General features: G+C 32.8%; 31 protein-coding genes. 22 read left to right on the forward strand and 9 right to left on the reverse strand.

Annotated features, from left to right (window positions below; translation table 11 throughout):
• Positions 1-24: 24 nt before the first annotated feature.
• From E0F89_RS06455 to E0F89_RS06485, 9 genes are all read right to left on the reverse strand, one after another.
• The gene (locus E0F89_RS06455; RefSeq protein WP_158234598.1) at positions 25-714 is read right to left on the reverse strand and encodes a DUF2490 domain-containing protein; all 690 of its coding nucleotides are present in this window, start codon (positions 712-714) and stop codon (positions 25-27) included.
• 116 nt (positions 715-830) lie between these two features.
• Positions 831-1,610: a carbonic anhydrase gene (locus E0F89_RS06460; protein WP_199074795.1), complete on the reverse strand. Its 780-nt coding sequence runs from the start codon at positions 1,608-1,610 to the stop codon at positions 831-833.
• A 195-nt stretch (positions 1,611-1,805) separates the two neighbouring features.
• On the reverse strand, positions 1,806-2,768 hold the full coding sequence (locus E0F89_RS06465; protein ID WP_099715210.1) for a sodium-dependent bicarbonate transport family permease: 963 nt from the start codon (positions 2,766-2,768) through the stop codon (positions 1,806-1,808).
• Between the two features lie 9 nt (positions 2,769-2,777).
• On the reverse strand, positions 2,778-3,737 hold the full coding sequence (locus tag E0F89_RS06470; protein ID WP_099715209.1) for an L-threonylcarbamoyladenylate synthase: 960 nt from the start codon (positions 3,735-3,737) through the stop codon (positions 2,778-2,780).
• An 8-nt stretch (positions 3,738-3,745) separates the two neighbouring features.
• On the reverse strand, positions 3,746-4,582 hold the full coding sequence (locus E0F89_RS06475; protein WP_099715208.1) for a DUF6671 family protein: 837 nt from the start codon (positions 4,580-4,582) through the stop codon (positions 3,746-3,748).
• 6 nt (positions 4,583-4,588) lie between these two features.
• Positions 4,589-4,870, reverse strand: a complete 282-nt coding sequence (locus E0F89_RS06480) for a hypothetical protein (RefSeq protein WP_099715207.1) — start codon at positions 4,868-4,870, stop codon at positions 4,589-4,591.
• Positions 4,863-5,039: a hypothetical protein gene (locus tag E0F89_RS17110; RefSeq protein WP_158234597.1), complete on the reverse strand. Its 177-nt coding sequence runs from the start codon at positions 5,037-5,039 to the stop codon at positions 4,863-4,865. Before E0F89_RS17110 ends, E0F89_RS06480 begins: the two co-directional genes overlap by 8 nt.
• A 202-nt stretch (positions 5,040-5,241) precedes the next feature.
• Positions 5,242-5,367 (reverse strand): hypothetical protein, encoded by a 126-nt coding sequence (locus E0F89_RS17455; protein WP_262510255.1) that lies wholly within the window; start codon positions 5,365-5,367, stop codon positions 5,242-5,244.
• 5 nt (positions 5,368-5,372) lie between these two features.
• Entirely contained in the window at positions 5,373-5,651 is a 279-nt protein-coding gene (locus E0F89_RS06485) for a hypothetical protein (protein WP_099715206.1), read from the reverse strand.
• 334 nt (positions 5,652-5,985) lie between these two features.
• Here E0F89_RS06485 and E0F89_RS06490 point away from each other — a divergent pair, with 334 nt between their 5' ends.
• The 22 genes from E0F89_RS06490 (at position 5,986) to E0F89_RS06590 (ending at position 25,317) form a co-directional block, all read left to right on the forward strand.
• Complete coding sequence (locus tag E0F89_RS06490) at positions 5,986-6,639, forward strand: TetR/AcrR family transcriptional regulator (RefSeq protein ID WP_233206890.1); 654 nt, start codon at positions 5,986-5,988, stop codon at positions 6,637-6,639.
• Between the two features lie 6 nt (positions 6,640-6,645).
• On the forward strand, positions 6,646-7,041 hold the full coding sequence (locus E0F89_RS06495; protein ID WP_099715204.1) for a hypothetical protein: 396 nt from the start codon (positions 6,646-6,648) through the stop codon (positions 7,039-7,041).
• A gap of 13 nt (positions 7,042-7,054) precedes the next feature.
• Complete coding sequence (locus E0F89_RS06500) at positions 7,055-7,618, forward strand: TonB-dependent receptor domain-containing protein (protein WP_099715203.1); 564 nt, start codon at positions 7,055-7,057, stop codon at positions 7,616-7,618.
• 29 nt (positions 7,619-7,647) lie between these two features.
• Complete coding sequence (locus E0F89_RS06505; RefSeq protein WP_394335943.1) at positions 7,648-7,926, forward strand: helix-turn-helix domain-containing protein; 279 nt, start codon at positions 7,648-7,650, stop codon at positions 7,924-7,926.
• Positions 7,927-7,980: 54 nt separating this feature from the next.
• Positions 7,981-8,109, forward strand: coding sequence for a hypothetical protein (locus E0F89_RS17460; protein ID WP_255409050.1), 129 nt, complete (start codon positions 7,981-7,983; stop codon positions 8,107-8,109).
• Positions 8,110-8,231: 122 nt separating this feature from the next.
• Positions 8,232-8,486, forward strand: coding sequence for a bL27 family ribosomal protein (locus E0F89_RS17325; RefSeq protein WP_233206889.1), 255 nt, complete (start codon positions 8,232-8,234; stop codon positions 8,484-8,486).
• 12 nt (positions 8,487-8,498) lie between these two features.
• Positions 8,499-8,900: a chromate transporter gene (locus E0F89_RS17330; protein ID WP_233206888.1), complete on the forward strand. Its 402-nt coding sequence runs from the start codon at positions 8,499-8,501 to the stop codon at positions 8,898-8,900.
• An 89-nt stretch (positions 8,901-8,989) separates the two neighbouring features.
• Positions 8,990-9,667, forward strand: a complete 678-nt coding sequence (chrA, locus tag E0F89_RS17335; RefSeq protein WP_243699489.1) for a chromate efflux transporter — start codon at positions 8,990-8,992, stop codon at positions 9,665-9,667.
• Complete coding sequence (locus E0F89_RS06520; protein ID WP_131909011.1) at positions 9,664-10,392, forward strand: superoxide dismutase; 729 nt, start codon at positions 9,664-9,666, stop codon at positions 10,390-10,392. Before chrA ends, E0F89_RS06520 begins: the two co-directional genes overlap by 4 nt.
• Positions 10,393-10,924: 532 nt before the next feature.
• Positions 10,925-11,248 carry a helix-turn-helix domain-containing protein gene (locus tag E0F89_RS06525; RefSeq protein ID WP_131909012.1) on the forward strand — a complete coding sequence of 108 codons (324 nt, stop codon included), beginning with the start codon at positions 10,925-10,927 and terminating at the stop codon, positions 11,246-11,248.
• Between the two features lie 979 nt (positions 11,249-12,227).
• Positions 12,228-12,764 carry a hypothetical protein gene (locus tag E0F89_RS06530; protein ID WP_131909013.1) on the forward strand — a complete coding sequence of 179 codons (537 nt, stop codon included), beginning with the start codon at positions 12,228-12,230 and terminating at the stop codon, positions 12,762-12,764.
• Between the two features lie 830 nt (positions 12,765-13,594).
• Positions 13,595-14,221, forward strand: coding sequence for a Crp/Fnr family transcriptional regulator (locus E0F89_RS06540; protein WP_113636843.1), 627 nt, complete (start codon positions 13,595-13,597; stop codon positions 14,219-14,221).
• 73 nt (positions 14,222-14,294) lie between these two features.
• Positions 14,295-15,092, forward strand: a complete 798-nt coding sequence (locus tag E0F89_RS06545; protein WP_113636846.1) for a sulfite exporter TauE/SafE family protein — start codon at positions 14,295-14,297, stop codon at positions 15,090-15,092.
• A gap of 83 nt (positions 15,093-15,175) precedes the next feature.
• Positions 15,176-16,381: an NAD(P)/FAD-dependent oxidoreductase gene (locus E0F89_RS06550; RefSeq protein WP_131909014.1), complete on the forward strand. Its 1,206-nt coding sequence runs from the start codon at positions 15,176-15,178 to the stop codon at positions 16,379-16,381.
• A 156-nt stretch (positions 16,382-16,537) separates the two neighbouring features.
• On the forward strand, positions 16,538-17,122 hold the full coding sequence (locus tag E0F89_RS06555) for a TetR/AcrR family transcriptional regulator (RefSeq protein ID WP_131909015.1): 585 nt from the start codon (positions 16,538-16,540) through the stop codon (positions 17,120-17,122).
• A 1-nt stretch (position 17,123) separates the two neighbouring features.
• Complete coding sequence (locus E0F89_RS06560) at positions 17,124-17,411, forward strand: cupin domain-containing protein (protein WP_131909016.1); 288 nt, start codon at positions 17,124-17,126, stop codon at positions 17,409-17,411.
• Positions 17,412-17,417: 6 nt separating this feature from the next.
• A complete protein-coding gene (locus E0F89_RS06565; protein ID WP_131909017.1) occupies positions 17,418-18,728 on the forward strand; it encodes a TolC family protein in 1,311 nt (436 codons plus the stop codon).
• A complete protein-coding gene (locus tag E0F89_RS06570; protein WP_131909018.1) occupies positions 18,728-19,825 on the forward strand; it encodes an efflux RND transporter periplasmic adaptor subunit in 1,098 nt (365 codons plus the stop codon). The genes E0F89_RS06565 and E0F89_RS06570 overlap by 1 nt, the downstream gene beginning before the upstream one ends.
• Positions 19,825-21,066: an ABC transporter permease gene (locus E0F89_RS06575; protein WP_243699490.1), complete on the forward strand. Its 1,242-nt coding sequence runs from the start codon at positions 19,825-19,827 to the stop codon at positions 21,064-21,066. Before E0F89_RS06570 ends, E0F89_RS06575 begins: the two co-directional genes overlap by 1 nt.
• Positions 21,063-21,743 carry an ABC transporter ATP-binding protein gene (locus E0F89_RS06580; RefSeq protein ID WP_131909020.1) on the forward strand — a complete coding sequence of 227 codons (681 nt, stop codon included), beginning with the start codon at positions 21,063-21,065 and terminating at the stop codon, positions 21,741-21,743. The genes E0F89_RS06575 and E0F89_RS06580 overlap by 4 nt, the downstream gene beginning before the upstream one ends.
• A 118-nt stretch (positions 21,744-21,861) precedes the next feature.
• A complete protein-coding gene (locus E0F89_RS06585; protein WP_131909021.1) occupies positions 21,862-23,067 on the forward strand; it encodes an NAD(P)/FAD-dependent oxidoreductase in 1,206 nt (401 codons plus the stop codon).
• Between the two features lie 93 nt (positions 23,068-23,160).
• The gene (locus tag E0F89_RS06590; RefSeq protein ID WP_131909022.1) at positions 23,161-25,317 is read left to right on the forward strand and encodes a cbb3-type cytochrome c oxidase subunit I; all 2,157 of its coding nucleotides are present in this window, start codon (positions 23,161-23,163) and stop codon (positions 25,315-25,317) included.
• The last annotated feature ends 1 nt before the right edge of the window (position 25,318 follow it).

A 25,318-nucleotide genomic window follows, 5' to 3' on the forward strand; every position in this document is an offset into this window, starting at 1 on the left:
TCTAATTTTAGATAAGCTACACGACTATTTCACGGCATCAAAAGACAAATGCGTGGTAAGCATAAATCCATTGTTATATTGAAATACCGATTTGTCATTTACCCTTTTTCCTTGTTGCAAAATCTGACTCAAATAACCTGCTTCAATTTTTACATTTTTATTTACTTTATAACCGACTAAAGCAGCCAATCTATTTTGATCAAAAACATTCGCTCCGACATTTTTACCAAAACCGACAAACACCTCATCCAATAAAATAATGCTCACGCTGTTATTGTCGGTACTATTTTTATATATAGAAATCTCCGTTCTTAACCTGTATCGCATCCTGTTCAGGAAAACCCAGTCTGTGTTAGTTACTCCATTTTGAGTAATGAATTTTTCAAGAAACCGTTGTTCCAAGGTAAACCGATGGGACACCTCCACTTTTCCTATTGGATTTTTCAAAACTATTTGCTCATACATGCGATGTTCAGAGAAAGCATTTGCATTTGGATAATCGCCATAAGGATCCGTTTCGGCAAAAGCATAACCTGCATTTAAACTTACATCCTTTCTCAGGGCATAATTCACCCCTGTTGGCAGCAAACTTTGTTGCGGATTTTTTAGCCCATCTACTCTGCGCCATTGGTATTCGGTATGCAAAGCAATTTTTGGATGTATTTTTAAGGTGCCGGTATAGGCAAGCCAGCCAATACTATTATGGTCAGACAATCTCTGTTCTTGCGAATAAGTATAATTGTGTAGAAATAGTGTTAGAATAAAAATAAATATGACTGTCCGTAACTAATACCAAGTTGTTTCTAAAGCGGCAATCATATAGTTCAATATTATTGTTTAGACTTATTTTGTGGCAGATTTAATAGAGTTTCTTCCAGAAATTCTACTTTCCCTGTATGAATATCGTATACGGCACCCACTATTAAAATTTCGCCATCAATATATTTTTTGTGTAATATTGGGTCCAAGTCTCTCAGATCCGCTACTTGGTCAATTACGTTTTGTCTCACAGCATTATTAGTAGCATTACCAGCAATATGAGAGGATTTTGCAACTGCTCCTTTTATTTCGTTGATAAGCGTAACAATATGACCAGGTACGTTTTCAGGACGTTTAACTGCTGCATCAACCGCGCCACATTCTGTATGACCAAGTACAACTATTAATTTTGTATTTAATTTTAAAACAGCAAACTCCATACTACCATAAGAAGCAGCCGCAGAAACTTGACCTGCTGTACGAATAATAAATAAATCTCCCAAACCTTGGTCAAAAATTAATTCATTTGGAACACGTGAATCTGAACATCCTACAATTGTAGCAAATGGTTCTTGTCCTTTTTCTAATTTTTTGATAAAGCTAATGTCTTGTCTTGGGCGTATACTTTTGCTCTCAATAAATCGTCTGTTACCCCCTTGGAGTTTTTTAAGTGCGTAACGAGGATTTGCATAAGCAGAATCCCTATTTACAATATAATGGTCAACCCTCCATTTAACAGAATCAATTGCCATTAGAGTTCTAGCCTTTTTTTTGTTAGCTTTTTCTGTTTGTGCATGTGTGATATTTTGAATTAATAACAATGCAATAGCGATCAAAAAGTGTTTTTTCATAATAATATATTTAATGTTTAGACTATATCAATTTTTAAAATAACTTCTAAATCTATTTAATGATGAAAGTAAAATTATGATTTGAATTTCAATGGTTATATAAGGTTTAATTTATTATTGCTAATTTACAACAAATGAACTGATTGATTTGGTTGATAGTTTTTTTATTCTATTAGTGATTACAATTATTATTTTTTAACAACGAAGAATAATAGACAAATAGATAGGCATTCCAAAAGTAATATTAAACGGAAAGGTAACGGCTAATGCCATAGGCAAAAATAAACCTGGATTGGCTTTTGGTGCTGCAATTTTCATGGCAGCAGGAACCGCAATATAGGAAGCACTTGCTGCTAGAATGGCAAAAATAAATCGGTTGCCAACCTCATCAGTCACTAGTTGACTTAAAAAAGCTACTACTACCCCATTAATCAGCGGTATTACAATGGCAAATACCAAGGTAGACCATCCACTTTTAATGAAATCGTCTAATTTTCTTCCACTTACAATACCCATGTCTAATAAAAAAATTGCTAAAAACCCTTTGAAAATATCAGTGGTAAAGGGTTTAATTCCCATAGCTTGTTCTTCGCTAGCTAAAAAACCAATCACCAAACTTCCAAGAATTAATAAAACACTTCCATTGGTTAAAGAATGTCTTATGACAGAACTCATTTTACTGGAACTAACTTCTTTCTTGTTGTATAATCTAATTAAAATTACTCCGATGATTATTGCTGGTGCTTCCATCAATGCCATTACGGCTACCATATGTCCGCTGAAAGTATATTTTTGAATTTCCAAAAAAGTTACTGCTGTTACAAAAGTTACCGCACTAACCGAACCATATGCTGCCGCAATTGCACCCGAATTTTCAACACTAAACTTTTGCTTTAAGATAAAGAAACAATAAATAGGAATGACAACCGCAATTAATATCCCAAATAAGACTGCCCAAATGATTTCCATATGAAAATCACTGTGCGCCAATTCTTGTCCGCCTTTAAATCCAATAGAAAACAATAAATACAAAGAAATAAACTTGGATGTATTGTCTGGAATTGCTAAATCGCTTTTCAATCTTGTGGCAATTATACCAAGAAGGAAAAACAATAAAGCCGGATTTGTTAAATTATCTAGTAGTAAATCTAAATTCATCTTTTATTTTTATTTTTTTGTTGCACGTTCTAATCTGTCGTTAATGGATTTTCCTAATTCAAAATCCGGAAATCGTTCCGCAACAATCATATCTAAGTCCATTTTATCCAATCGATGCATTGCAGCATACAAATGTGAGGTAGCTTCTTTTAAATCTCCTTTTTTGGATAAAATTTCTTGATGAAAAACAGTAGCATTTTCGATCCTTTCCTTAAAAAGTAACAATCCGATTTTTTCATCTGGAAATCCCCTGATGAATTGCGCTACATCACTTTCTAAAAAAGTGGTGGTTGCTGGTGCGTAATGTCGTGATAACATTCCAGGCGCATCTGGTGCGTTTTCTTTTTTGTTTTTAATTTGGATTTTCCCGATAACTTCTTCAATATCTTCCACAGAAATAGAACCCAATCGATATAATATCGGTTCTTCATTTTCAAAACCAATTATCGTAGATTCTATTCCGTTTTGGCAATCGCCTCCATCTAAAACCATCTGTAATTTTTCACTAAAATATTCCGCAACATGCAAAGCATTTGTTGGACTTATTGCCCCAAAAGGATTGGCACTTGGAGCAGCTAATGGAAAATCTAATGCTTCCAACAATGCCAAAGCTGTAGCATGATTTGGAATTCTAATAGCCACAGAATCTTTTCCTGCAGTAACTAAATCGGGAACCGCTTCTTGTTTTTTCAACACCATAGTCAAAGGTCCCGGCCAAAATTTATCAGCTAACAATCTAGCTTTTTTCGGTATATCTTTTGCTAATTCGTCTAATTGTTCGATTGATTTAATATGAACAATTAAAGGATTAAAAAAAGGTCTTTGTTTCATTTCAAAAATCGCTTTTATGGCTTTTTCGCTGTAAATATTTCCAGCCAACCCATAAACCGTTTCTGTAGGAATGGCAACCAAATCTTCTTGGACTAAAATCTTGGCAGCTTTTGATATGTCTTTTGAAACCATTGTCATAATTCGTTTTAAGGGTTACAAAAATCACAATACATAGGATCTTCGGTCATTTTTTTATGTGGATACAATTCCTCAGAAGTATGGTTACACTTTTTACAAGTATAAATAAAACTCAAAGTAGAACGCGTAGACGAATTACAGCATTCACACGGTAATCCCATTTTGGCATCAGAAACCACAAATCCAGGTGTTTCACACATAGGACATAACGACTGAATTGCCTTTACTAATTTTAATACCGCTGTTTCAATCACTTTCATTCGTGTTGGATTGTACAGTGCGCGCATATCGGTTTCGACATATACTTTCCCAAATTCTTTCATCATTTCATTAAAGCTTTCCTTTAAAATCTTTTCATCAGTGATTCCTTTAGCTATTTTCGAAATATCCTTTTCCGATGGTTTTAAAATAAGTCCGTGCGATGGAAATTTTACTTTAGCAGCAAATTCCAGTAGCTCGACTTCAGTTTTAATTTCGCTGCCATTGAAATTGGTATCCATACTGAGTTCTCTTACTATAATTTCTAACTCATTTTTTTTATCAATAAAAATTAAAAATTCATCATCGGCATGGGCAAAAAAAATTGTGGGGTGCATCCCAAAAGACCCTTCGCTGGCGATACCTAAATCGCAATCATTCTCTTTCATAGCAAGGAGACATTTATTGCGAAGAGTCGTTACCGCGCCATCTTTTCTCTCAATTTCTCCCGAAAAAGTTCCCAATGTGTCAGTATCAAATTTATCTGAGACAAAGCAACTTACGCCTAATTCTTTTTCAAAAATCGGGGCAATCACGTTTTCTTTTTTATGCTTAGTTGCTATAAGAAGTTTTCTACCTTTGAACATAAATTACTAATTGTCAATAAGTGAAATGTTTATTTGTGAACTAACTAACAATCTCTTGTTTTTGGCTTTCGCCTCCGATAGTATCTTCTGCAATTTTTCAATCTCATTTTTTAGCTCAGGAATTCTTTTTTGAGCAATTTCATCGTCTTCTCCATATCGTTCCTGTGAACTCCAATTTTTTATCTTATGGAAATTTATTTTGGAAGAAAAAATACTAATTAAAATTTCCTTCGCCTCAACTTCCGAGAAGTTACCGTCAATAAGTGTTAAATTTTCGATTCTATTCATAATTTTGGTTGTTTTTATTTGATAACTGATTAGAAGAATATGCTCCAAGTATTATGGCAAAAGACGCAAATAGTTCACTGTTAATTACGTCATGTGTTGTTAAAGCCATAACAAGTAAAACAATCATTGCGACTAGTGAAATAGCTATTTTTATTACTAATTGATTCATTTTTCTATTTTAATTACTGCTTCCAATTTTAAATTCCATTTTTTTTCATCTATGTTATTTCTTAAATAAAACAGTTCTTTTTGTAGTAGTTTTATTTAGGACTCCCTAAATCACAATCATTTTCTTTCATCGCAAGGAGACATTTACTGCAAAGAGTCGTTAATGCACTATCTTTTCTCACAATTTCTCCCGAAAAAGTTCCCTATATGTCAGTGTCAAATTTATCAGAGACAAAGCAAATAATGCCTAATTCTTTTTCAAAAATCGGTGCAATCACATTTTCTTTTTTATGCTTGGTTGCTATAAGAGGTTTTCTACCTTGAAACATATTAGTTATTCTTTAAAACTTATTTCAATCGTACTATTTACAACCAAATTTAATCCATTTGCTTCTGCAACTTCCACTAAATTTTTAATTTTTTCTTTAGCTTCGTTAAGTTCCACTACTCTTTTTTTGGAGTGAGTGATGTCATTATTGAAACGAATATGATTGCTAAAATCCTCTAGATTATGGTGGTTAATCTTACTGTTTATTAATGCAGTTAATACTTTCCCTGCTTCTACCGGAGTAAAAACCCCATCTATTAATTTAAAGACTTGTTGATTTTTCATTTTATACTTAATTATTAGGTTTTAGTTTTTTACTTTTCTAATTATTCGATAAATTTTTTGGATTTCCTTTATATATTAATATATTAATTCAAAACTATTAATTGGGTCTGGCAATTCCTGTAATTTACGAATTAGCAACATGATTATATCTTTTAGATTAACGCGACAAAGATAGATATAATATTATTAATGATAGCAATACTATCATTAATAATTGTAAAATAATTTTTAGCTATATTTGCCAAAGAAAGATGAGACATCTTCTTTTTAGCAATTTATTATACGAAGACCAATCAATACAAGGATTAAAATGGAGTTACAGTTACAAATAAAAATGAATGAAGCATTATTTCTGCGCAACCCTGAACAGTCGGAGTTAGGCAAAAAAATCATTAGACACAGCATTGAATTAATCTATAAAAATGGATTTGAAGCGTTCACCTTTAAAAAATTAGCAAAAGACATTGGTACAACCGAAGCGGGTATTTACCGATACTTTGAAAACAAACATCGCTTGCTGTTATATATTGTAGCTTGGTATTGGAGTTGGCTTGAATACCAGATAGGCTTTAATACCAATAACATTAGTGACCCCATAATTAGATTAAAAATGGTAATTAAATTGTTAGCCACAACAGTAAAACATGATGAAAAAACAAGTTATGTCAACGAGAGCCTATTGCATCAAATTGTTATTTCAGAAGGTTCAAAAGCATACTTAACAAAGCATGTAAGCGAAGACAATAGACACCATTTTTTTAAACCATACAAAGATCTTTGTGCCGTTATTGGAGATTTAATTTCAGAATGCAATCCGAAATACAAATACCCTAAATCATTAGCTTCCACTATCATTGAAATGGCGCATTTTCAGAATTTTTTCATGAACAACCTGCCTTCACTTACCGATTTTGGGGTAAATAAAGACGAGACAAAAATCATTTCTTTTCTTGATAATTTGGTGTTTTCCAGCATAAATAAAATTTAGTTGTTGATGAGATCTCTGTCATTTTCAGGAGCTCCATCCAAGACTAGACATGCTAAACTGTGCCCGCATATAGAATTAATAATGCATGAAATTGGTGAAAGTAAAATGTCAGGAACAATAAACTATTACCCTCAAAATGAAATACCAGCAAGTATACAACATAAATTTCCGTTATTTGCAGCAAGTTTTAGCTGTAAGCCCACAAATTTCTCACAGGTTTATGGAGGGTTCTCACAAGTATATAGGCCCATGCTTTTCAAAGACATTGTTCCAAATTCTATATACGAAAAAGTAGATGAGAACATTAAAGATGCAAAAGGATATAATGCAGAATTAAGGTTTAGAGGAAATTGGAAATCTTTAAAAGTGGGACGTTACAGGTTTTTTACTTCAATACAATAACCGTTTTGGAACTTTGGCTTTAACTGATAATGAAGGAAATTTTTATACATACAGAACAAATATTGGAAATTCTCTAACCAAAGGAATTGAAATATTTATTGAGATTAACTGGGTTTTAAATAAAAAAATAGAAATGTCATTATTTAGTTCAACCTCCTTTATGGATGGTCGCTACACAACAGGAAATCTTAAAACAGGAAATTCAAATGTAAATATTGAAGACAACAAAATTGAAAGTGTACCAAATATAATTTCCAGAAATGGAATTTCAGTTCATTATTGGAAATTAAGTTTGTCGGGACTCTATAGTTATACAGCCACAAGTTTTGCCGATGCATTAAATACACTTACGCCAACAGCAACCGGAGCAATTGGTTTAGTTCCTTCATATGGAATATTTGATCTCAATTCAACGATAAGAATAAATTCCAAATTTGAAATTAAAGCAAGTTTGAATAATGTTTTTAATAAGCAATATTTCACTAAACGACCTTTATTTTATCCGAGTCCAGGGATATGGGCATCTGATGGAAGAAATGGATCAATTTCATTTGTGGTAGTATATCAGATCAAATAGACACCCAATTTACTTTTGACCTAAAAAAAATCTCTAATGATTTAGAGCTGAATCCTTCCTATTTATCAAGAGAGTTTTCAAAGTATTTTGAAAATCTTAATTTTGGGGATTATGTTAGGAAATTACGAACTGAAAAAGCAATTACTCTTATTCAAAATTCAAGCTATACGCTTACTAAAATAGCCTACATGACTGGGTTTTCAGATCAAAGTCATTTTACGAGAATATTCAAGCAGAGTAGAGGAAAAAATCCTTCTTCCTATCGAAAAAATACACAAAAAAGTAATCCAGATACAAAAAGTAAGTAACATACTATTTATACCTATTTAACCTTTATAGTTTTGTAATAAAACACAAACTATATGATTCCCTTTAAACATTTTCTGCTTCCTGCTTTATTAGTATTTTCTATAGCTGCTATTGGACAAACAACCTATCCAAAAATTACGGGCTATTTTGGTGTAGTTCATCCTAGTAGTAACTTTCGCTGAAAATCAAACTTCTTTAAACTTTAGAGATTATTACGCCGTTGGTTTTCCAACAGGAATTAACATCTGGAAAAGCTCTAAAATTGGATTCTCATTTGAAATTGTACCCAATATAAAAGCAGAAGATGGGACTAGCTAGTAAAATGAATAATTTATTATTTCATCCTGGCGTGTTGATAGCATTAGGTAAAGACTACACATTTGCGGGTAGAGTTGCCTTTGAGACAAATGGCAGATATGGAGTAACTCCAGTATTCAACAAAACTGTAATAAAAAATACCAACAGTAGCTATTATGTTGCTATTCCATTACCAGTACGATTTGGCAATGAGCATCCGGCCAATTTTAAAGTAGGTTTCCAATTTGGTATAGCCTTTTAGAACATCTTGTTTATGAAAGAAAATCCAAAATATAGTTTAAAAGAGTTACTTCTTTATTTCCTGAAATTAGGGACAATTGGTTTTGGTGGTCCAGTAGCATTGGTTGGTTATATGCACCGGGATTTAGTCGAAGATCAAAAATGGATTTCAGAAGATGAATATAAAGAAGGCTTAGCCCTGGCGCAATTAGCACCGGGTCCGTTAGCGGCACAATTAGCCATTTACCTTGGATTTGTACATTGTGGTTTTTTAGGGGCAACGTTGATTGGTTTTGCCTTTATTTTGCCTTCTTTCATAATGGTGGTACTATTTAGGAATCGTTTACAAGTTATACGGAGGATTGTCTTGGATACAAGCTGTTTTTTATGGCGTAGGTGCAGCTGTTATTGGTATTATTGTAATGAGTTCCTATAAACTAACGATAAAATCTATCGGCAAATTTAATGTAACCTCTTTTAAAACGAATTGGTTATTGTGGCTGTTTTTTTGTAGTTGCCATAGTTGTGACATTGGTTACACAACTGGAACAAGTTTTGTTATTTGTATTGGCTGGAATTATATATATGTTTGTCAAAGCACCACCAAAATGGTTCAATAATAAAACGGCAAATTCTATTCTTCTTTTGCAAATGGGCTTTAGGAGCTATGACAATTCTACTCTTATGAAGATTGCCCTCTTTTTTGCCAAAGCGGGAGCATTTGTATTTGGCAGTGGACTGGCAATAGTTCCTTTTTTACATTCGGGAGTAGTAATAGAAAATAAATGGTTAACGGAACAAAAATTTGTTGATGCGGTTGCAGTTGCAATGATTCCCCCTGGCCCAGTTGTTATTCCTGTTGGCTTTATTGGCTATTTAGTTGCTGGTTTTCCAGGTGCTTTGGTTGCAGCTTTAGCCACATTTTTGCCGTGTTATCTATTTACGGTTACTTTTGCTCCATCCTTTAAGAAAATTGCGCAGAATAAATCAATCAAAGCCTTTGTAGATGTTATTACTGCGGCTGTTGTTGGGGCTTTGGTAGGTGAGGTTGGAGTAATTGCTTCCCGAAGTATTTTTGATATTCCAACAACACTAATAGCTATTGCAACAATTTTTGCTTTACTTTATATTAAGAAAATTCAAGAACCATCTATTATTGCTGTTGCAGCAGTATTAGGTATCATTATAAAATTAATACTATGAACAGAAAAGAGTTTTTAAAATCGAGCACTTTATTAGGTGCAGCTTCGCTAATTCTTCCAACAAATAATGCATTTGCCACAAATTTAGCGGACAATTCAATTGATAAATTGGTTGATGGAAATGGCAATTATATTCAACAAACGCTTCCGTATAGTGAAAGTTTTTTAGAACCCTATATGGATGCCGAAACCTTGCATCTACACTATACTTTTCATCACGGTGGCGCAGTAAAAGGAGCGAACAAGGATTTGCAAATGATAAAAAAAGCATTGGACGAAAACAATTTGGAAACCATTGATTTTTGGACAAAAAAATTATCACATCATTTTTCATCACATATACTACATTCGATTTTTTGGACAAACCTTACTAATAAAAACACGTTACCACAAGGTGATTTGTTGCGGCGAATAGAAAAAAGTTTTGGGAGTTTTGATAAACTTAAAATCTTAATTGCAGCCACTTCAAAAAATGTAGATGGCAATGGTTGGGGAATTTTGGCATATCAACCATACAGCGATAGTTTGGTAATTTTACAATGCGAAAACCACGAAAAACTAACGCAATGGGGTGCCATTCCTTTATTGGTTATAGATGTTTGGGAACACGCCTATTATTTAAAATACAAAAACAAACGAACCGATTTTGTAGATGCCTTATTTAATATCATCAATTGGGATAACGTAGCGTTACGATTGAATGATGCGTTGAAATTGACATTATAAAATTTTGAAATTAGGATTTCTGTGAAAGGCTAATGTCTTTTTTCTATTATATATACAATCATTATCACATTCACTGTACATACTAACTAAGCGTGGAGATATAGTTAAAAACAGAATCTTACTTTTGATGAAACTAATAAAGAATTTAATAATCAAACTAATTACAAAAAATGAAGCTTAACTTTTCACTACTTTCAGTTTGCATTTTTAGCATTACTATTAGTCAAAATAAGGAAAAGATTAAAAGTGGATTTGCTAACTTAGCAGTAACTAAAAGTTAAGAATAAATACTACTTGAAAATATTTTTTAATTTTTCCAAATCTTCGATAAAATAGTTAGGCATTTATTCGGATAGGGCTAATAGCCCGAACAGTTCGAGCCAACATTTCTCCTTAATGGATTAGATTTCTTATAGTCCTGTAACAAGTAATCATTAGAAATTAAAAGCCAAACTCCCCCTTTAAAGGACATCTATTATTTCCAATGTTGGTATTAAATACTTTTACATGAAGATTTAAATAACAGATCGCCATGAAGCCATTTACTTTTGACCAAATACCTGTAATGATGAACAAGATTCATGATAAATTGGAGTATTTAGAAAAACTTATTGTAAGAATCTCTAATGTAGAAGAAAATAAAGAAGAACTTCTAAACATTCAAGAAGCATCAAAACTTTTAAATCTATCGGTATCAACAATCTATAGTAAAGTATGTAAAAGGGAAATCCCAGTTAATAAACAAGGTAAACGCATTTATTTTTACAGACATGAGTTAATGAAATGGATTAAGTCTGGTCGAGTAAAAACTTATTTCGAAATCCAAAATGATATTGAAAAGAGGTCAAAAATCTAAAGTTAATACTAGATTTTTGACCTCTTTTCTTTTTACCCCTAATCTCAAAGTATTCTCATCATACAAGACTTAGCTTTTTTTATATTAGTGATATAATCAACATTCAAAGTTTATAACTATTTTTGTACAAACAACTCCCATGAGTTATGTTATCTTGACAAGGATACTTTGTTTTGTTTTGCGATAGTTTGCTTTAAATTGTACCATAATTGTACCACTGAAGTTTAAAACTCCATTAAAGTAAGGAAAGTTATTTTCTGCATCGAAAACCGATGATAGATATATTTTTTTCATCCCCTCACTAAATTATTATTAAGGATCGGAAAAAATTATTATTTATCTTTATTACCAATTCTGCTTTTGTTTTAAAATTTATATTGAATTTGACATTGCTAATTTCTTTAAATCATCTAAAAAATGGTTCGAAAATTCTCCTGAAATAGTTACATTTCAGGAGAATTTGATTAGATAATTTTCTTGTTTTTAAATTTATCTATCTAAAGTGTTCAGCTGTGAAAAGAGTTTGACAGTCGAACTCTCACGCCTACTTTAGCTATAACTTTTTACATTAAAAAAACTTAGAATTATTAAAAACATTTCACTAAATATTTTAAACTTAAAAAATAATTATTTAATTAAATAATTAAAAATCAACATATTACATCATAATTTTAAGCTATCAAAAAAAGTTAAGATCGGTACAAGGTGTTCGATTGTAGTCCCACCCACTCCAGACGAACAGTTTTTTAAAATTATTTCTTCAATTCTAACAAACAACAAAACAGCCTTTCAAGAAATATATATTAAAAAGAGCAAGAGTAATCCGCGGAAAGATTCACCAGCACCTTTTGTAAACGATGATTATTTAATTTTCTGTTTGATTATTGCCATCACGAAGTTTAATATTGATAAGACTTGGATAAAAAACATTATTTCTATCAGAAACAGAAACTCCACAACCATTACGTTTTAAAACATTTTGAACGAAAACTATTCAAGTACGAGCAATCAAATGGAAGTTGTTTTAATGTTTTTGATTTTGTGTAATAATTCAAAAATAGATAATAATTTGCTAAACGTAGCTTATAAAAGTATTACAGAAAATACCACGTTGCTTAAAAACCGTAACGATTTTCAAACTTTGTGTGCGTTTAGAACTTATGATATAGTTATTGAACAAAAAGAAGCAAGTGAAGGCAGTGAAATAACTTCGTTAAAAAAATTCAATCAAAAATTCAAAACAAGGATTAAGATTTTAACCTTGATTTTACAAGTAGGAATTTTATTTGGTTTAATTTACAGTTTATCTACACTGCCAATTTACTCACCTAAAACGGTTAGTTTTATAGATCAATATAATTTCATATTTACTATTATTGGTGTTTCTGGTTTTACGCTAATAGGAAATCAAATTCCTTTTATCAAAAACAAATCTCAAGAATTATTAATGAGATTATTTGGTTATCCAAAAGAACTGATACAAACAAAGAGTAAACAACAACTCCAAGACTTGTAATAGAGAAAATTGAAATTTTGGGAATATAATAATTTGAATGCGAAAAACTAATTGAGGAGAAGAACGGGAGCCACCAACAGCCGTTCCTATGTAAAGCATCATAAAGTTATTCACAACTTTTGAGAGGATTATATTTTGGTTATTTTTCGAGTATAAAATTCCGCTCCAACGGCTTGTTGAAAAAGTTGGAAACAACTTTTTGTCTGCCGAAGACTTAGACTGAAAAAATTATTCTAACTTTTTCAATTATCCACGTATTTTAATCTCTTTTATTTCATAGTCTTTCTTTTAAATTCTTAAAACTCCTGCTTCTATATGTGGTTCTCGATTTTTAGAACGAGACCACCTGTATCTGTTTGATTGCAAGAATAAAAATAGCTGCCTGCTACAAAATATGCCTTCTTTTTATGGAACCACCCTAGCTGTTTTGCAGTTTATTCTCTAGTACGGTTGAGCTTTTTAAGAAGGTTATTTTTATTTTTCTAACACTAAATTTCTATTAATTTTATAGGGTGTTTCGGTTTTAATTACCGAGAGTATTCTTCGTGCCAATTTATGGGCTATTTTAATAATGACGCTCTTTACGTTCTTGCCTTAATGTTTGCGGTAATAGTTTTATATTTCGGCATCCTACCTAACTGGCTCTCGTTTGAAACGAGTGCCTACTTACCTTATAAAAAAAAGTCGAATCGTTTACAACGCGCCTACTATACTACTAAACTGAAGTTATTAAAATAAATGTATTAGCTAAAACAATAAAACTATTTAAAAAAAAATAAATTCTAAAATCTATTTTTGACTACTTTTATGAACTTTCAAAAAACAAATAAATGAACGATATCCTTAAAAAAAAATTCCCATCCTTCTCAAATGCTCTTCTAATAGACATTAATACAAATGCCCTACAGCAATCTTTTGCTGCTGGAGATGTTATTATGCGAACAGGTCAGTACATAAAAAATACAGTGCTCGTTTTGAGTGGTAAAATAAAAATCTATCGAGAAGATGAAGAAGGTAGCGAATTTTTCATGTATTATTTACAGCCAGGTCAAGCTTGTGCTATTTCAATGATATGTGCAACAAAAAATCAAAAAAGCCAAATTATGGCAAAAGTAGTTGAGGATGTTGAATTAATTATGGTACCATTGCAATTGATGGATAAATGGATGATGCAACATCGCAGTTGGTATGAATTTGTAATTGATACGTATCGAAGTAGGTTTGAAGAAGTCCTTGATGTGATTGACAGTATTGCTTTTAGAGCAATGGACGAACGCTTAGAATTTTACTTAAAAAGGCATAGAGATGCTTGTGATTGTGATGATTTAAAATTGTCGCATCAAGAAATTGCAAGTGAATTGAATACTTCTAGAGAAGTTATTTCTCGATTACTCAAAAAACTAGAGCAACGAGGGGTACTAAAAATGCATCGCAATAATATTGAACTTTTAAAATAAATCTTCCTATGTGATAAATGTTACAGATTGTAAAATTTTAACTAGCAATATTTGCAGTATAAAATTTATAATTATGGAATATATAGGTTATTTTGCGTCAATTCTGATTGGCGTTGCTTTAGGACTGATAGGTGGCGGTGGCTCCATTCTTACTGTACCCGTTTTAGTTTATTTATTTGCAGTTGAACCGGTACTAGCGACAGCTTATTCGTTGTTTATTGTTGGTTTAACCAGTGCAGTAGGTACTGTTGGTTATTTCAAAAAAGGGTTGGTAAACATAAAAACAGCCATTGTTTTTGGTATCCCATCCATAATTGCCGTTTTTACTACAAGAGCTTTTATCGTTCCCGCTATACCAAAAGAGATCTTTTCAACAGGAAGTTTCACACTCACTAAAGATCTTTTTTTAATGTTACTTTTTGCTGTAATCATGGTTATTGCATCTTACACAATGATTAAAAAAGATAAAAAAAATACAATAGAAGAAGCCGGAGAACAAAAATTTAATTATCCATTGATACTTATTGAAGGTGCAATTGTTGGAATTATTACAGGTTTAGTTGGTGCAGGTGGCGGATTTTTAATAATTCCTGCATTAGTTATTCTGAGTAAATTACCCATGAAAGAAGCTGTAGGAACGTCTCTTGTAATTATTGCCGCCAAATCATTAATAGGCTTTTTTGGCGAAGGTGGAGAAAGTATTATTGACTGGCAATTTCTATTTACCATTTCAGGTTTTGCAATTGTTGGAATTTTCATTGGAACGGCATTATCCAAAAAGATTGATGGTGCAAAATTAAAACCTGCTTTTGGTTGGTTCGTTTTGGTAATGGGTATTTATATTATTACAAAAGAGCTATTCCTAAAATAACATACTTATGTGACAAAAGTCACATTGATAAAGATGTAAATTAAATAAATTTATATTCTTATTTTAAAACAAATCGAAAAAAAATGGTCAATCATTATCAAATATTAATTATAGGTGGTGGAAATGCAGGACTTTCTGTCGCTTCACAGTTACTTATTAAAAGAAGTAATCTAAACATTGGAATCATTGATCCATCTGAAAAACATTATTATCAGCCCGCATGGACACTAGTTGGTGCTGGTATATTTGACATCAATAAGACCGTTCGAAACGAAAAAGATGTAATTCCAAAGAATACTACTTGGATCAAAGAAGCGGTAAATGAATTTATGCCAAACGAAAATAAAGTAAGATGTTCTTCGGGCAAAGAATTCACCTATAATTACTTGATTGTTTGCCCTGGTATCCAATTGGATTGGGATAAAATAAAAGGATTAAAAGATACATTAGGCAAGAATAATGTCAGTAGCAACTACTCTTTTCAACATGCGCCATACACATGGGAAATGATTGAAAATTTCAAGGGCGGTACAGCTGTATTCACAAACCCAACGACACCAATTAAATGTGGTGGAGCACCACACAAAATCATGTATTTAGCTGTAGATTATTGGCGTAAACAAGGTATTTTAGACAAATGTGATGTACATTATCTATCTGGCGCAACTGTAATATTTGGCGTTAAGGAATATGCCGCAACACTTACCGAAGTAGTAAAAAGGGGTAATATAAAAGTACATTTTGGTGTCAATGTAAATGAAATAGATGCAGCTAATAAAACCATATTCTATGAAGAAAAAAACCAAGCAGGTGAAGTGCTACGTAAATCAATGAAGTTTGATCTATGCCATGCAGTCCCCCCTCAATCAGCGCCCGATTTTATAAAAAATAGCATTTTAAAAGATGAAGCAAATCCATTCGGATATGTGGAAATTGATAAATACACAATGCAGCATACTCGTTTTCCAAATGTGTTTGCTCTTGGAGATTGTACCAATGCCCCTTGTAGTAAAACAGGAGCCGCTATACGCAAACAAGCTCCCGTAGTTGTTACCAATCTTTTGGCAATTATGGATAATAAAAAAGTGACAGCACAATACGATGGCTATAGCGCCTGCCCTATTCCTACTCAATACGGAAAATTAATGTTAGCCGAATTTGACTATACTAATACGCCAAAAATGACTTTCCCAATTAACCAGGCAAAACCAAATTGGGCTATGTGGATCCTTAAAACAAAAGTATTACCATGGTTATACTGGAATAAAATTCTAAAAGGAACTGCATAATAATTATTACCCATATTTTTTTAGTTTGTTATCCCTTTTGAGTAAAATTGAAAGGGATTTTTTTTGCTTATGTGATAAATGTCACCATTAAAACCGTTTACTGTCCTCATATTTGCAGAGTGAACATTCACTTACTTACATTAAAATAAATATAAAATGGAAATTTCAGCGAAACAACTGGAGATAATTAAAGCGGCTGGAAGAATTCTAACTGCATCAGGCGTTAGTGGTTTGACCATAAAAGAGCTTGCCAAAGAAATGCAATTTTCTGAAAGTGCTATTTACAGGCATTTTGAAAGCAAAGAGGAAATAGTACTTGCACTGCTTGATTTTCTGGCTACAAATATGGATGAAAGATTAACAGCATCACATTCCATAAATGAAAATCAAAAAGAGCAGTTTATACAATTATTTCAGAATCAATATTCGTTTTTTAAACAAAATCCACACTTTGTTGTAGCTGTTTTTTCAGATGGCTTAATGAAAGAAAGTCAGCGCATCAACGAAATGATTTATAAAATAATGAGTGTAAAAATTAAGCATTTAAAACCACTGCTTATTGAAGGTCAGCAATCAGGAGTTTTCACAAAAGTAATTTCTGCTGATGATTTAACGCATATCGTAATGGGAACTTTTCGACTCCAAATGTACAAATGGCGCATGGCAGAATTCCAATTTGATATTGAAATCGAAGGAAATAAGATGATACAATCTATACTTACTTTAATCCATATAAATTAAAATGAAACTAAACTATCTACATATTAGTGATAAAGCTGTTTCAACATTGCAATTATTTAAAGCAATGGAAGGAAATGTTATTGCGCTTAAAATTTTAAAGAATGAGCAACTCAAAGAACATAGTACAAAATCACCCGGATTATTAGTATGTATTGATGGGAATGTAATTTTTGAGAATGAAAATCATAAAAAAGAAATACTGCTCTCAGGTGAATATATAATTATTGAAGCAAATGTAAAACATTGGATAAACGCAAAAATGGACAGCAATTTACTACTCATTAAATAAATTATAATGAAAAATATATTTCAAATACTACTACTCATTTTGCTTGGTTTTCAATCAAAAGCCCAGGATGTGGTTTCATTTAACTCCATTGATCAAGTTTTACACTACGCCGAAAAAAATGCGGCAGTGCTTAAAATTTCTAACGAACAAGTGGCATTGTCAAAGTACCAAACTTTAATTTCAAAAATAAATGCGTTTAATCCACGAGCAAATGCAACGGCTTCGGCTACGGATAATTTACAATTACCTTCTAATTATTTGCCGGCAGAAATCTTTGGGGGTGCTCCCGGTACTTTTAAGGAAACACAATTTGGACAACAATACATCAGTACCATTGCAATTACACCACAGATAGATTTGATAAATATTCCCGCTTGGCAGAAAATAAAAGCGTCTAAAATTAATGAAAACTATGCCGTTACAACGACTTTATTAGTTAAGAAAAATCTTTTTGAGACCATTGCAACCACGTATTACAACATCGTTTCCATTCAAAAACAAATTAAAGTACTGCATACTAATTATACGAATACTAAAAAGATTGAAGACATTGTTTCTAACAAACAAAAAGAAGGTCTGGCCAGGCAACAGGATTTGAATCAAGCCATGGCAAATGTGTTGCAAATTCAGGATAAAGAAACACAACTGGCTACTGTCCTACTCCAACAAAATAACATTTTGAAAACAGCCTGCGATATTCCAATCACAACTGGTTTAGAAATAGGTGATACGCAAGAAAATGCAACGGAAAATGCTGTTTTGGATGTTACCAATACTTTATTGAGTCAACAGAGCAAGTTGCTTCAAGAGGTTTCCAATCAAGAGTTGAAAAGTTTCAATTCCTCTTTTTTTCCAACACTTTCATTAGTGGGAAACTGGATGTATCAAGACAATAGTAATGCGGGCTTTTTTAATCCAAATTCAAATACGTTTCAAGCCTCTTATGTAGGACTTCGATTGAATTATGCACTGCCGGACGCTTCTAAATATCTGCAAAAAAGAAATTTAAAAACAACTGCTGCGATTGCCAAAGAAAATGCAAAACATAATTTGCTTCAGGAAAACAATCAAAACCAACAGTTGAAATTAGAGTATCAGAAAGCCGTTGACAGTTATGTGATTAACCAAAAAATTACGGAGCTTAAAATTGACACCTACACTAAAAATTTAGAAATATACCATCAGGATTTAATTTCGCTTGATAATTTAATGATTTCTTTTAATGATAAATTAAATGCCGAACTCAACTTACAAGTGATAGCCACCAATATTTCCTATTTGACCACTAAAATAAACCTCAACAACACCATTCAATAATGAAAACAATAGTAAAAAGCACACTAATTTTAGCATCACTTGCACTGCTTTTTTCCTGTGGAAAAAAAACGGAAGAAACCAAAGTAGAACGTAAAAATATCACTGAAATGGTTTTTGCATCGGGAACTTTACAAGCCGATGATGAATACAATTTGATGGCGCAAACCGAAGGATACATCACCAAAATTAATTTTAATGAAGGAGATGAAGTGGTTGTTGGAAAAATTTTGGCAGTAATCGATAATCCACAAAGTACTATCAATACTAGAAGTGGTTCCAAATTGTTGCAAATCGCAAAAGCAAATACCGGCTCCAATGCACCACTTTTACAACAGTCAAAAGCCAATCTGAACGCAGCAAAATCAAAACTGCAACAAGATGAATTATTAGCTGTTCGATATAAAAAACTCGTTGAAAGCAACAGTATTGCTAAGGTTGAATACGAGAATATATTGATTGCCGTGAGCAATTCGAGAGCTTCAGTCTCGGCATTGGAACAACAATATCAAAATCTTTTGGTTCAAGCCAATCAGCAAGTGATTGTTCAAAACCAACAACTAGAAAACAGTTTGGTACTTCAGGATTTTAATGAAGTAAAAGCATTGGTAAACGGCAAAATTTACAAACAGAAAAAACAAGTGGGAGACTATGTCCGCAAAGGCGATATTATTGCGGTGATTGCCAACAACCAGAAAATCTACGCCAATTTGAATATCGATGAAAGCAATATGGGAAAGATCAAATTGAACCAGCAAATCGTGGTAAAACTGAACGTAAACAGTGACAAAACCTACAAAGGCGTTGTTTCAGAAATTCTGCCCACTTTTGATGAGCAATCACAATCCTTTATCATAAAAGCCATTTTTACAGAACCTATAGATTTTGCCATTTCCGGAACCCAATTAGAAGCTAATATTTTTGTGAATACAAAGCAAAATGCTTTAGTCATTCCAAGAAGTTTTTTGGGTTACGGCAACAAAGTTTTGGATGAGGAAAGAAAACCAATTGCAGTAAAAACTGGGATTGTTTCCTCTGATTATGTTGAAATATCATCGGGTTTAAAAGAAAATCAAATCGTGTTAAAAGAACTGTACTGATGAAAAACTACAAACACAATATCAATTCTGAAATTGCTTTTATCCATTTGATTTCCAAAAAGAAACAGACGATGGTAGCTGCATTAGGAGTTACAGTTGGGATTGCCATTTTTATTTTTATGAATTCGCTGATGTATGGTTTTGAAGTCTACTCTGTCGAAAGTTTGTTTAAATCGACGCCACATTTACGGATTTATAAAGAAGAACATATCAGCCAGCCCTTAATTAAAACTAGCAAAACCGATTTAGCTTTGCTCACCAATCCTAAAATCACGAAAGAAAGCAAAAAATTAATCAATCCGAATTTAATCATTGAAGCGCTGAAAAAACAACCTGAGGTAATCGGCGTAACGCCAAATGTTTCGGCAAATGTGTTTTACAATAATGGAGAAGCACAAGTAACTGGGAGAACCTCCGGAGTGAATATCGAGGAGCAAAACACGATGTTTCAATTGGAACAATACATTGTTGAAGGTAAATATTTCGACTTAAAAGCCAATCAAAATGGAATCATTTTAGGGGTTGGAATTGCTGAAAAACTGAATGTTCGGTTGGCTGATAATATTTCGGTTACCACAGCTTATGGCGTTTCTAAAGTGATGAAAGTGGTTGCGTTATTGAAAACCGGAGTTACAAATACCGACAAAACACTATCGTATACCAACATTTCGGCAGCACAACAACTCAACAAACAGGGCGCAAGTTTCATAACCGATATTTATGTGAATATCAATGATTATGAAACGGCTAAAAAACTAATTCCAAAATTCAAACAGTTAAGCGGATATGAAGTTGAAGATTGGGAAACAGCCAATGCTTCGGCAGCGGCAGCGAATAAAATCAGAAAAATGATGGCCATGTCTATTTCATTTTCGATAATGCTGGTAGCGGCTTTTGGCATTTACAATATTTTGAATATGACTATAATGGAAAAACTGAATGATATTGCAATTCTGAAAGCCATTGGATTTTCAGGCAAAGATGTCATCCGAATTTTTGTAAAAGAAGCTATTGTTATTGGATTAATCGGGATTGCATTTGGTTTGGTGTTAGCGATGCTTTTAGTAAAAGTAATGGGTAATATGTGGGTTGGCGGCGATATTGGTTTTTTCCCGATTCGATTTTTCCCAAAATTCTTTGGGTTAGGAATAGGATTCGGGTTAATTGTAACCACATTGGCGGGATATATTCCGGCCAGAAAAGCAGCTAAATTAGATCCTATAACAATTTTTAGAAAATGATACAATCAGAACTACTATTGCAGGCAAAAGGAGTTAGTAAATATTTTTACGAACCCGAAAAATTTAAGGTATTGAACGATATTTCTTTTGACATTCACAAAGGAGAATTTGTAACTATGGTAGGGAAATCAGGTTCGGGAAAATCGACTTTGTTATACCTTCTCTCAACAATGGATACGGATTATGAAGGGAATATTATTTTGGACGGTGAAAATTTAACCCTAAAAACAAAAGAACAGTTAGCTGCTATTCGCAATGAAAAAATAGGTTTTGTTTTTCAGTTCCATTATTTATTACCTGAATTTTCAAGTATAAAAAACGTGATGATTCCTGCACTCAAATTAGGAAAATATTCCAAAGAAGAAATTGAATCGAGAGCGTATTCCATTTTAGAAAAATTAGATTTGAAAGACCAAGCATTAAAATCGGCTTCCAAACTTTCGGGTGGACAACAACAGCGCGTTGCCATTGCCAGAGCCTTAATAAACGATCCAAAAATCATTATGGGCGACGAACCAACGGGAAATTTAGACAGTAAAAATGCAGCAATTGTTTTTGATTTGTTCAAACATCTGACGACCGAATTTAATCAAACGGTACTTGCGGTAACCCACGACAATGATTTTGCAAAAGCCAGTGATAGAATTATTGAAATGGCCGATGGTATTATTTTATAAACAATGACATTTATCAGTGTTTTTTATTTAAAGTAAAAAGTACCATTAAAACCCATTAAAGCACCACATACCTATTCTTGAATTTGATTTAATTTGTATAATTAAAATTTATAACAAAATGTCAAGTCATTATCAAATAGTAATCATAGGTGGAGGAAATGCTGGTCTTTCAGTAGCTTCGCAATTACTTCGAAAAAGAAGCAATTTAAATATTGCAATTATTGAACCTTCCGAGAAACATTATTATCAGCCAGCTTGGACTTTAGTTGGTGCAGGAGTTTATGATATCAATAAAACGGTAAAGAAGGAAAAGGATTTTATACCAAAAGGAACTACTTGGATAAAGGAAGCAGTAACTAAATTTGAACCGCAACTGAATACAGTCGTTTGTACTAATGGTAAAGAAATTAGTTATGATTTTTTAATTGTATGTCCAGGCATACAATTAGATTGGGGAAAAATTAAAGGTCTGAAAGAAACGTTAGGAAAAAATAATGTAAGCAGTAATTATTCTTTTGAATTTGCACCGAAAACATGGGAGTTCATAAAAAACTTCGAAGGAGGAACCGCAATTTTTACCAATCCGAAGGGTGCTATAAAATGTGGTGGAGCACCGCATAAAGTTATGTATTTAGCTGTCGATTATTGGCGTAAAAAAGGAATCCTCGATAAATGTGATGTTCATTACCTTTCTGGTGGAAGTATCATTTTTGGAATAAAAGAATACGCGAAAACTTTGGATGAAGTAGTAAAAAGAGGAAATATAAAAACTCATTTTAAAGTTGATGTTACTGAAATTGATGGGGATAAAAAAATTGCGTATTACGAACAGGAAAATAGTAGCGGTGAAGTAGAACGAAAATCAATTCCATTTGATTTATGCCATGCTGTACCACCACAATCAGCACCCGACTTTATTAAAAAAAGCCCACTCACGAATCTGACAATCCCATCAGGATATGTTGATGTTGACAAATATACAATGCAACACAATGTGTTTTCAAATGTGTTTTCATTGGGAGACAGTTCAAGCGCCCCTTGTGGAAAATCAGGTGCAGCCATACGCAAACAAGCTCCTGTAGTTGTTGCAAATGTACTTTCGATACTAGACAATAAACAACCTACAGCAAAATACGATGGTTATGCAGCTTGCCCAATTCCTACTCAATACGGAAAATTAATGTTGGCTGAGTTTGATTACAGCAATACTCCAAAAATGTCTTTTCCTATTGATCAAGCAAAACCAAGATGGTCAATGTGGATCTTAAAAACAAAAGTTTTACCCTGGCTATATTGGAATAAAATATTGAAAGGAACAGCCTAATAGATATCTTTTTAAAAATATAAAGCACCACTATTAACTCTTTTTTTAATTATCTTTAAAAGAATTCTACAATATAATTTAAAACAAATAATTATGGCTTTTCAAATGAAACATACCTTTTCAAAGCAGATCCTTTTTGTAGCATTGACTTTCCTTTTACCATTAGCAACAAGTGCTCAAACGGATAATGGAGTAAGTTTTTTTCCAAATAAATCAATAGGTTTTTTAGGATTAATGACAAGCTTAATTATAATAATTGTAGGGCTGGTTTTCCTTTTAGTCCTAAAACTAAATACCGTTACTGCTCATTTTCTCAATGATAAAAATTTGACTAAAAAAGATAAATTTAAAAAATACTTCAATAACCTAAGTACTTCAGAAATTGAAATTTTAAAAAAGAAACAAAAGCAATCCAATAAAATCATATCGGTTCTGATTATCGGTGTTATTTCACTGCTGCCGCAAGTAACTTTTGCACAAACTGCACCTGCAAATAGAGCACATTTATTTTCTGAACCGGGAGTTATCATTACTTTAGTTTTGGTCTTTATTCCTTTATTTTTCGCTCTTTTATATTTAGCGATAAAAGTAAACAAGGGATTTAATCAGTTCTTCAACTCACAAAAAATAAAAGAAGCTGAAGAATTAGCAGCATATCTTTCTAGTCCAGAAAACATTCCTCCAATTGAAAAATTAGAAGAACTGAAACAAAAACTAGATTATAGCCTATCATCAACTGAATTATCCGGCACTGAAATAGCTGAAGACAAAAAAGGATTACTGAAAAGCATTAGTTCAGAAACAAACTATCGTTATTTTGCTGTAAAACGTCCCCCAATAAAACGCCCTAAAATTGATCCACAACTGACTAAATTGATTTTATGGTTTTTGGGTACAGCCGTATTTTGGTTGTTCGTTGGCAGTAGTGTTGGTGAATATGTAGGTATTAAATTTATTGCTCCGGATGCAGATACTTTCAGTTGGTTAAGTATCGGAAGACTAAGAGCGGTACATACCAATTTAGTTTTTTGGGCTTGGGCTACTATCGGAATAATGGGATTGGGTTATTATATCGTTCCCATGGTGAGTAATGCCCCTTTGCACAGTATAAAAAATGGCTGGACGGCATTAATATGTGTGAATGTAGCGATGCTAGTTGGTGGCATATCTTTAATGGCTGGAATTAATAATGGAGGTGGTGAATACCGTGAAATAATTTGGCCAATAATGGCAGTATGGGCTTATGGTCTGATGCTTACCGTTATTAACTTTATTAAAACTGTAGCTAAAAGAACAACACATGAAATATACATCTCTAACTGGTTCATAATTGCATCTTATATCTTTATCCTTATTGTCGCTATAATAGCATACATCCCAATGGGACAAGATGGCATTGGCGAAACCATAGTGCAAGGATATTATATGCATCAGGCCGTTGGAATGTGGTTTATGTTTTCCATGCTGGGTGTCCTATATTACCTGCTGCCACAACAACTTAATAAACCTATCTATTCCTACAGTTTAGGAGTGCTAGCCTTTTGGTCGCAAATTCTTTTTTACACTGTAATTGGAACTCATCATTTTGTTTTTAGTGCGTTGCCTTGGTGGCTGCAAACTGTTGCTATCGTTGGAAGCGTTGGTATGCTTATTCCCGTTACCGCTGGTACCATAAATTATCTAATGACATTTAGAGGTTCTTGGGGAAAAATAAGTAATAGTTATTCCCTTCCATTCTTCTTTGTGGGTGTTATCTATTATTTTACAGGTTCTTTCCAAGGTACTGCGGAAGCCTTCAGATCTACTAATCTAATATGGCATTTTACTGATTTTACTATTGCTCACTCCCATATAACAATGTATGGTATCATTACCTTTTTACTATTTGGAAGTATCTATGCCATTGTGCCAAGACTTACAGGAAAAGAGCCACCACAGCTGGGTGTTGGTGCTCATTTTTGGCTGGCATTAATAGGCTTACAATTTTACACCATACCACTTATGATTGGTGGCACACTCAAAGGATTGATGTGGGCAGAAGGAAAACCATTTATTGATAGTGTGGTAATGATGGGCCCGTATTGGTTGTGGAGAGCTATTGGAGGAACGTTAATGTGGCTTTCTCATATTGTTTTGGCTTACAATATGTATAAAATGATGAAACCTACAATTGAGATTGATGTAAAAGAAAAAGCATTTGAATTGATCAATCAAAATATTGACACGAATGCAGTTGAAACTAAAATATAAA

It is taken from the genome of Flavobacterium caseinilyticum, from assembly GCF_004349085.1.
In the GTDB taxonomy this organism is placed as follows: Bacteria; Bacteroidota; Bacteroidia; order Flavobacteriales; family Flavobacteriaceae; genus Flavobacterium; species Flavobacterium caseinilyticum.

Bases quoted from the DNA above. Each gene is read 5' to 3' on its own strand.
- E0F89_RS06485 (WP_099715206.1), bottom strand. From the start codon at position 5,651: ATGAAAAATCAACAAGTCTTTAAATTAATAGATGGGGTTTTTACTCCG.
- E0F89_RS06495 (WP_099715204.1), top strand. From the start codon at position 6,646: ATGAGATCTCTGTCATTTTCAGGAGCTCCATCCAAGACTAGACATGCT.
- E0F89_RS17460 (WP_255409050.1), top strand. From the start codon at position 7,981: ATGATTCCCTTTAAACATTTTCTGCTTCCTGCTTTATTAGTATTTTCT.
- E0F89_RS06540 (WP_113636843.1), top strand. From the start codon at position 13,595: ATGAACGATATCCTTAAAAAAAAATTCCCATCCTTCTCAAATGCTCTT.
- E0F89_RS17455 (WP_262510255.1), bottom strand. From the start codon at position 5,367: ATGTTTCAAGGTAGAAAACCTCTTATAGCAACCAAGCATAAAAAAGAA.
- E0F89_RS17110 (WP_158234597.1), bottom strand. From the start codon at position 5,039: ATGAATCAATTAGTAATAAAAATAGCTATTTCACTAGTCGCAATGATT.
- E0F89_RS06550 (WP_131909014.1), top strand. From the start codon at position 15,176: ATGGTCAATCATTATCAAATATTAATTATAGGTGGTGGAAATGCAGGA.
- E0F89_RS06460 (WP_199074795.1), bottom strand. From the start codon at position 1,610: ATGAAAAAACACTTTTTGATCGCTATTGCATTGTTATTAATTCAAAAT.
- E0F89_RS06475 (WP_099715208.1), bottom strand. From the start codon at position 4,582: ATGTTCAAAGGTAGAAAACTTCTTATAGCAACTAAGCATAAAAAAGAA.
- E0F89_RS06565 (WP_131909017.1), top strand. From the start codon at position 17,418: ATGAAAAATATATTTCAAATACTACTACTCATTTTGCTTGGTTTTCAA.
- E0F89_RS17330 (WP_233206888.1), top strand. From the start codon at position 8,499: ATGAAAGAAAATCCAAAATATAGTTTAAAAGAGTTACTTCTTTATTTC.
- E0F89_RS06575 (WP_243699490.1), top strand. From the start codon at position 19,825: ATGAAAAACTACAAACACAATATCAATTCTGAAATTGCTTTTATCCAT.
- E0F89_RS06470 (WP_099715209.1), bottom strand. From the start codon at position 3,737: ATGACAATGGTTTCAAAAGACATATCAAAAGCTGCCAAGATTTTAGTC.
- E0F89_RS17325 (WP_233206889.1), top strand. From the start codon at position 8,232: ATGGGACTAGCTAGTAAAATGAATAATTTATTATTTCATCCTGGCGTG.
- E0F89_RS06490 (WP_233206890.1), top strand. From the start codon at position 5,986: ATGAATGAAGCATTATTTCTGCGCAACCCTGAACAGTCGGAGTTAGGC.
- E0F89_RS06555 (WP_131909015.1), top strand. From the start codon at position 16,538: ATGGAAATTTCAGCGAAACAACTGGAGATAATTAAAGCGGCTGGAAGA.
- E0F89_RS06560 (WP_131909016.1), top strand. From the start codon at position 17,124: ATGAAACTAAACTATCTACATATTAGTGATAAAGCTGTTTCAACATTG.
- E0F89_RS06480 (WP_099715207.1), bottom strand. From the start codon at position 4,870: ATGAATAGAATCGAAAATTTAACACTTATTGACGGTAACTTCTCGGAA.
- E0F89_RS06590 (WP_131909022.1), top strand. From the start codon at position 23,161: ATGGCTTTTCAAATGAAACATACCTTTTCAAAGCAGATCCTTTTTGTA.
- E0F89_RS06545 (WP_113636846.1), top strand. From the start codon at position 14,295: ATGGAATATATAGGTTATTTTGCGTCAATTCTGATTGGCGTTGCTTTA.
- E0F89_RS06520 (WP_131909011.1), top strand. From the start codon at position 9,664: ATGAACAGAAAAGAGTTTTTAAAATCGAGCACTTTATTAGGTGCAGCT.
- E0F89_RS06465 (WP_099715210.1), bottom strand. From the start codon at position 2,768: ATGAATTTAGATTTACTACTAGATAATTTAACAAATCCGGCTTTATTG.
- E0F89_RS06580 (WP_131909020.1), top strand. From the start codon at position 21,063: ATGATACAATCAGAACTACTATTGCAGGCAAAAGGAGTTAGTAAATAT.
- E0F89_RS06570 (WP_131909018.1), top strand. From the start codon at position 18,728: ATGAAAACAATAGTAAAAAGCACACTAATTTTAGCATCACTTGCACTG.
- E0F89_RS06585 (WP_131909021.1), top strand. From the start codon at position 21,862: ATGTCAAGTCATTATCAAATAGTAATCATAGGTGGAGGAAATGCTGGT.
- E0F89_RS06525 (WP_131909012.1), top strand. From the start codon at position 10,925: ATGAAGCCATTTACTTTTGACCAAATACCTGTAATGATGAACAAGATT.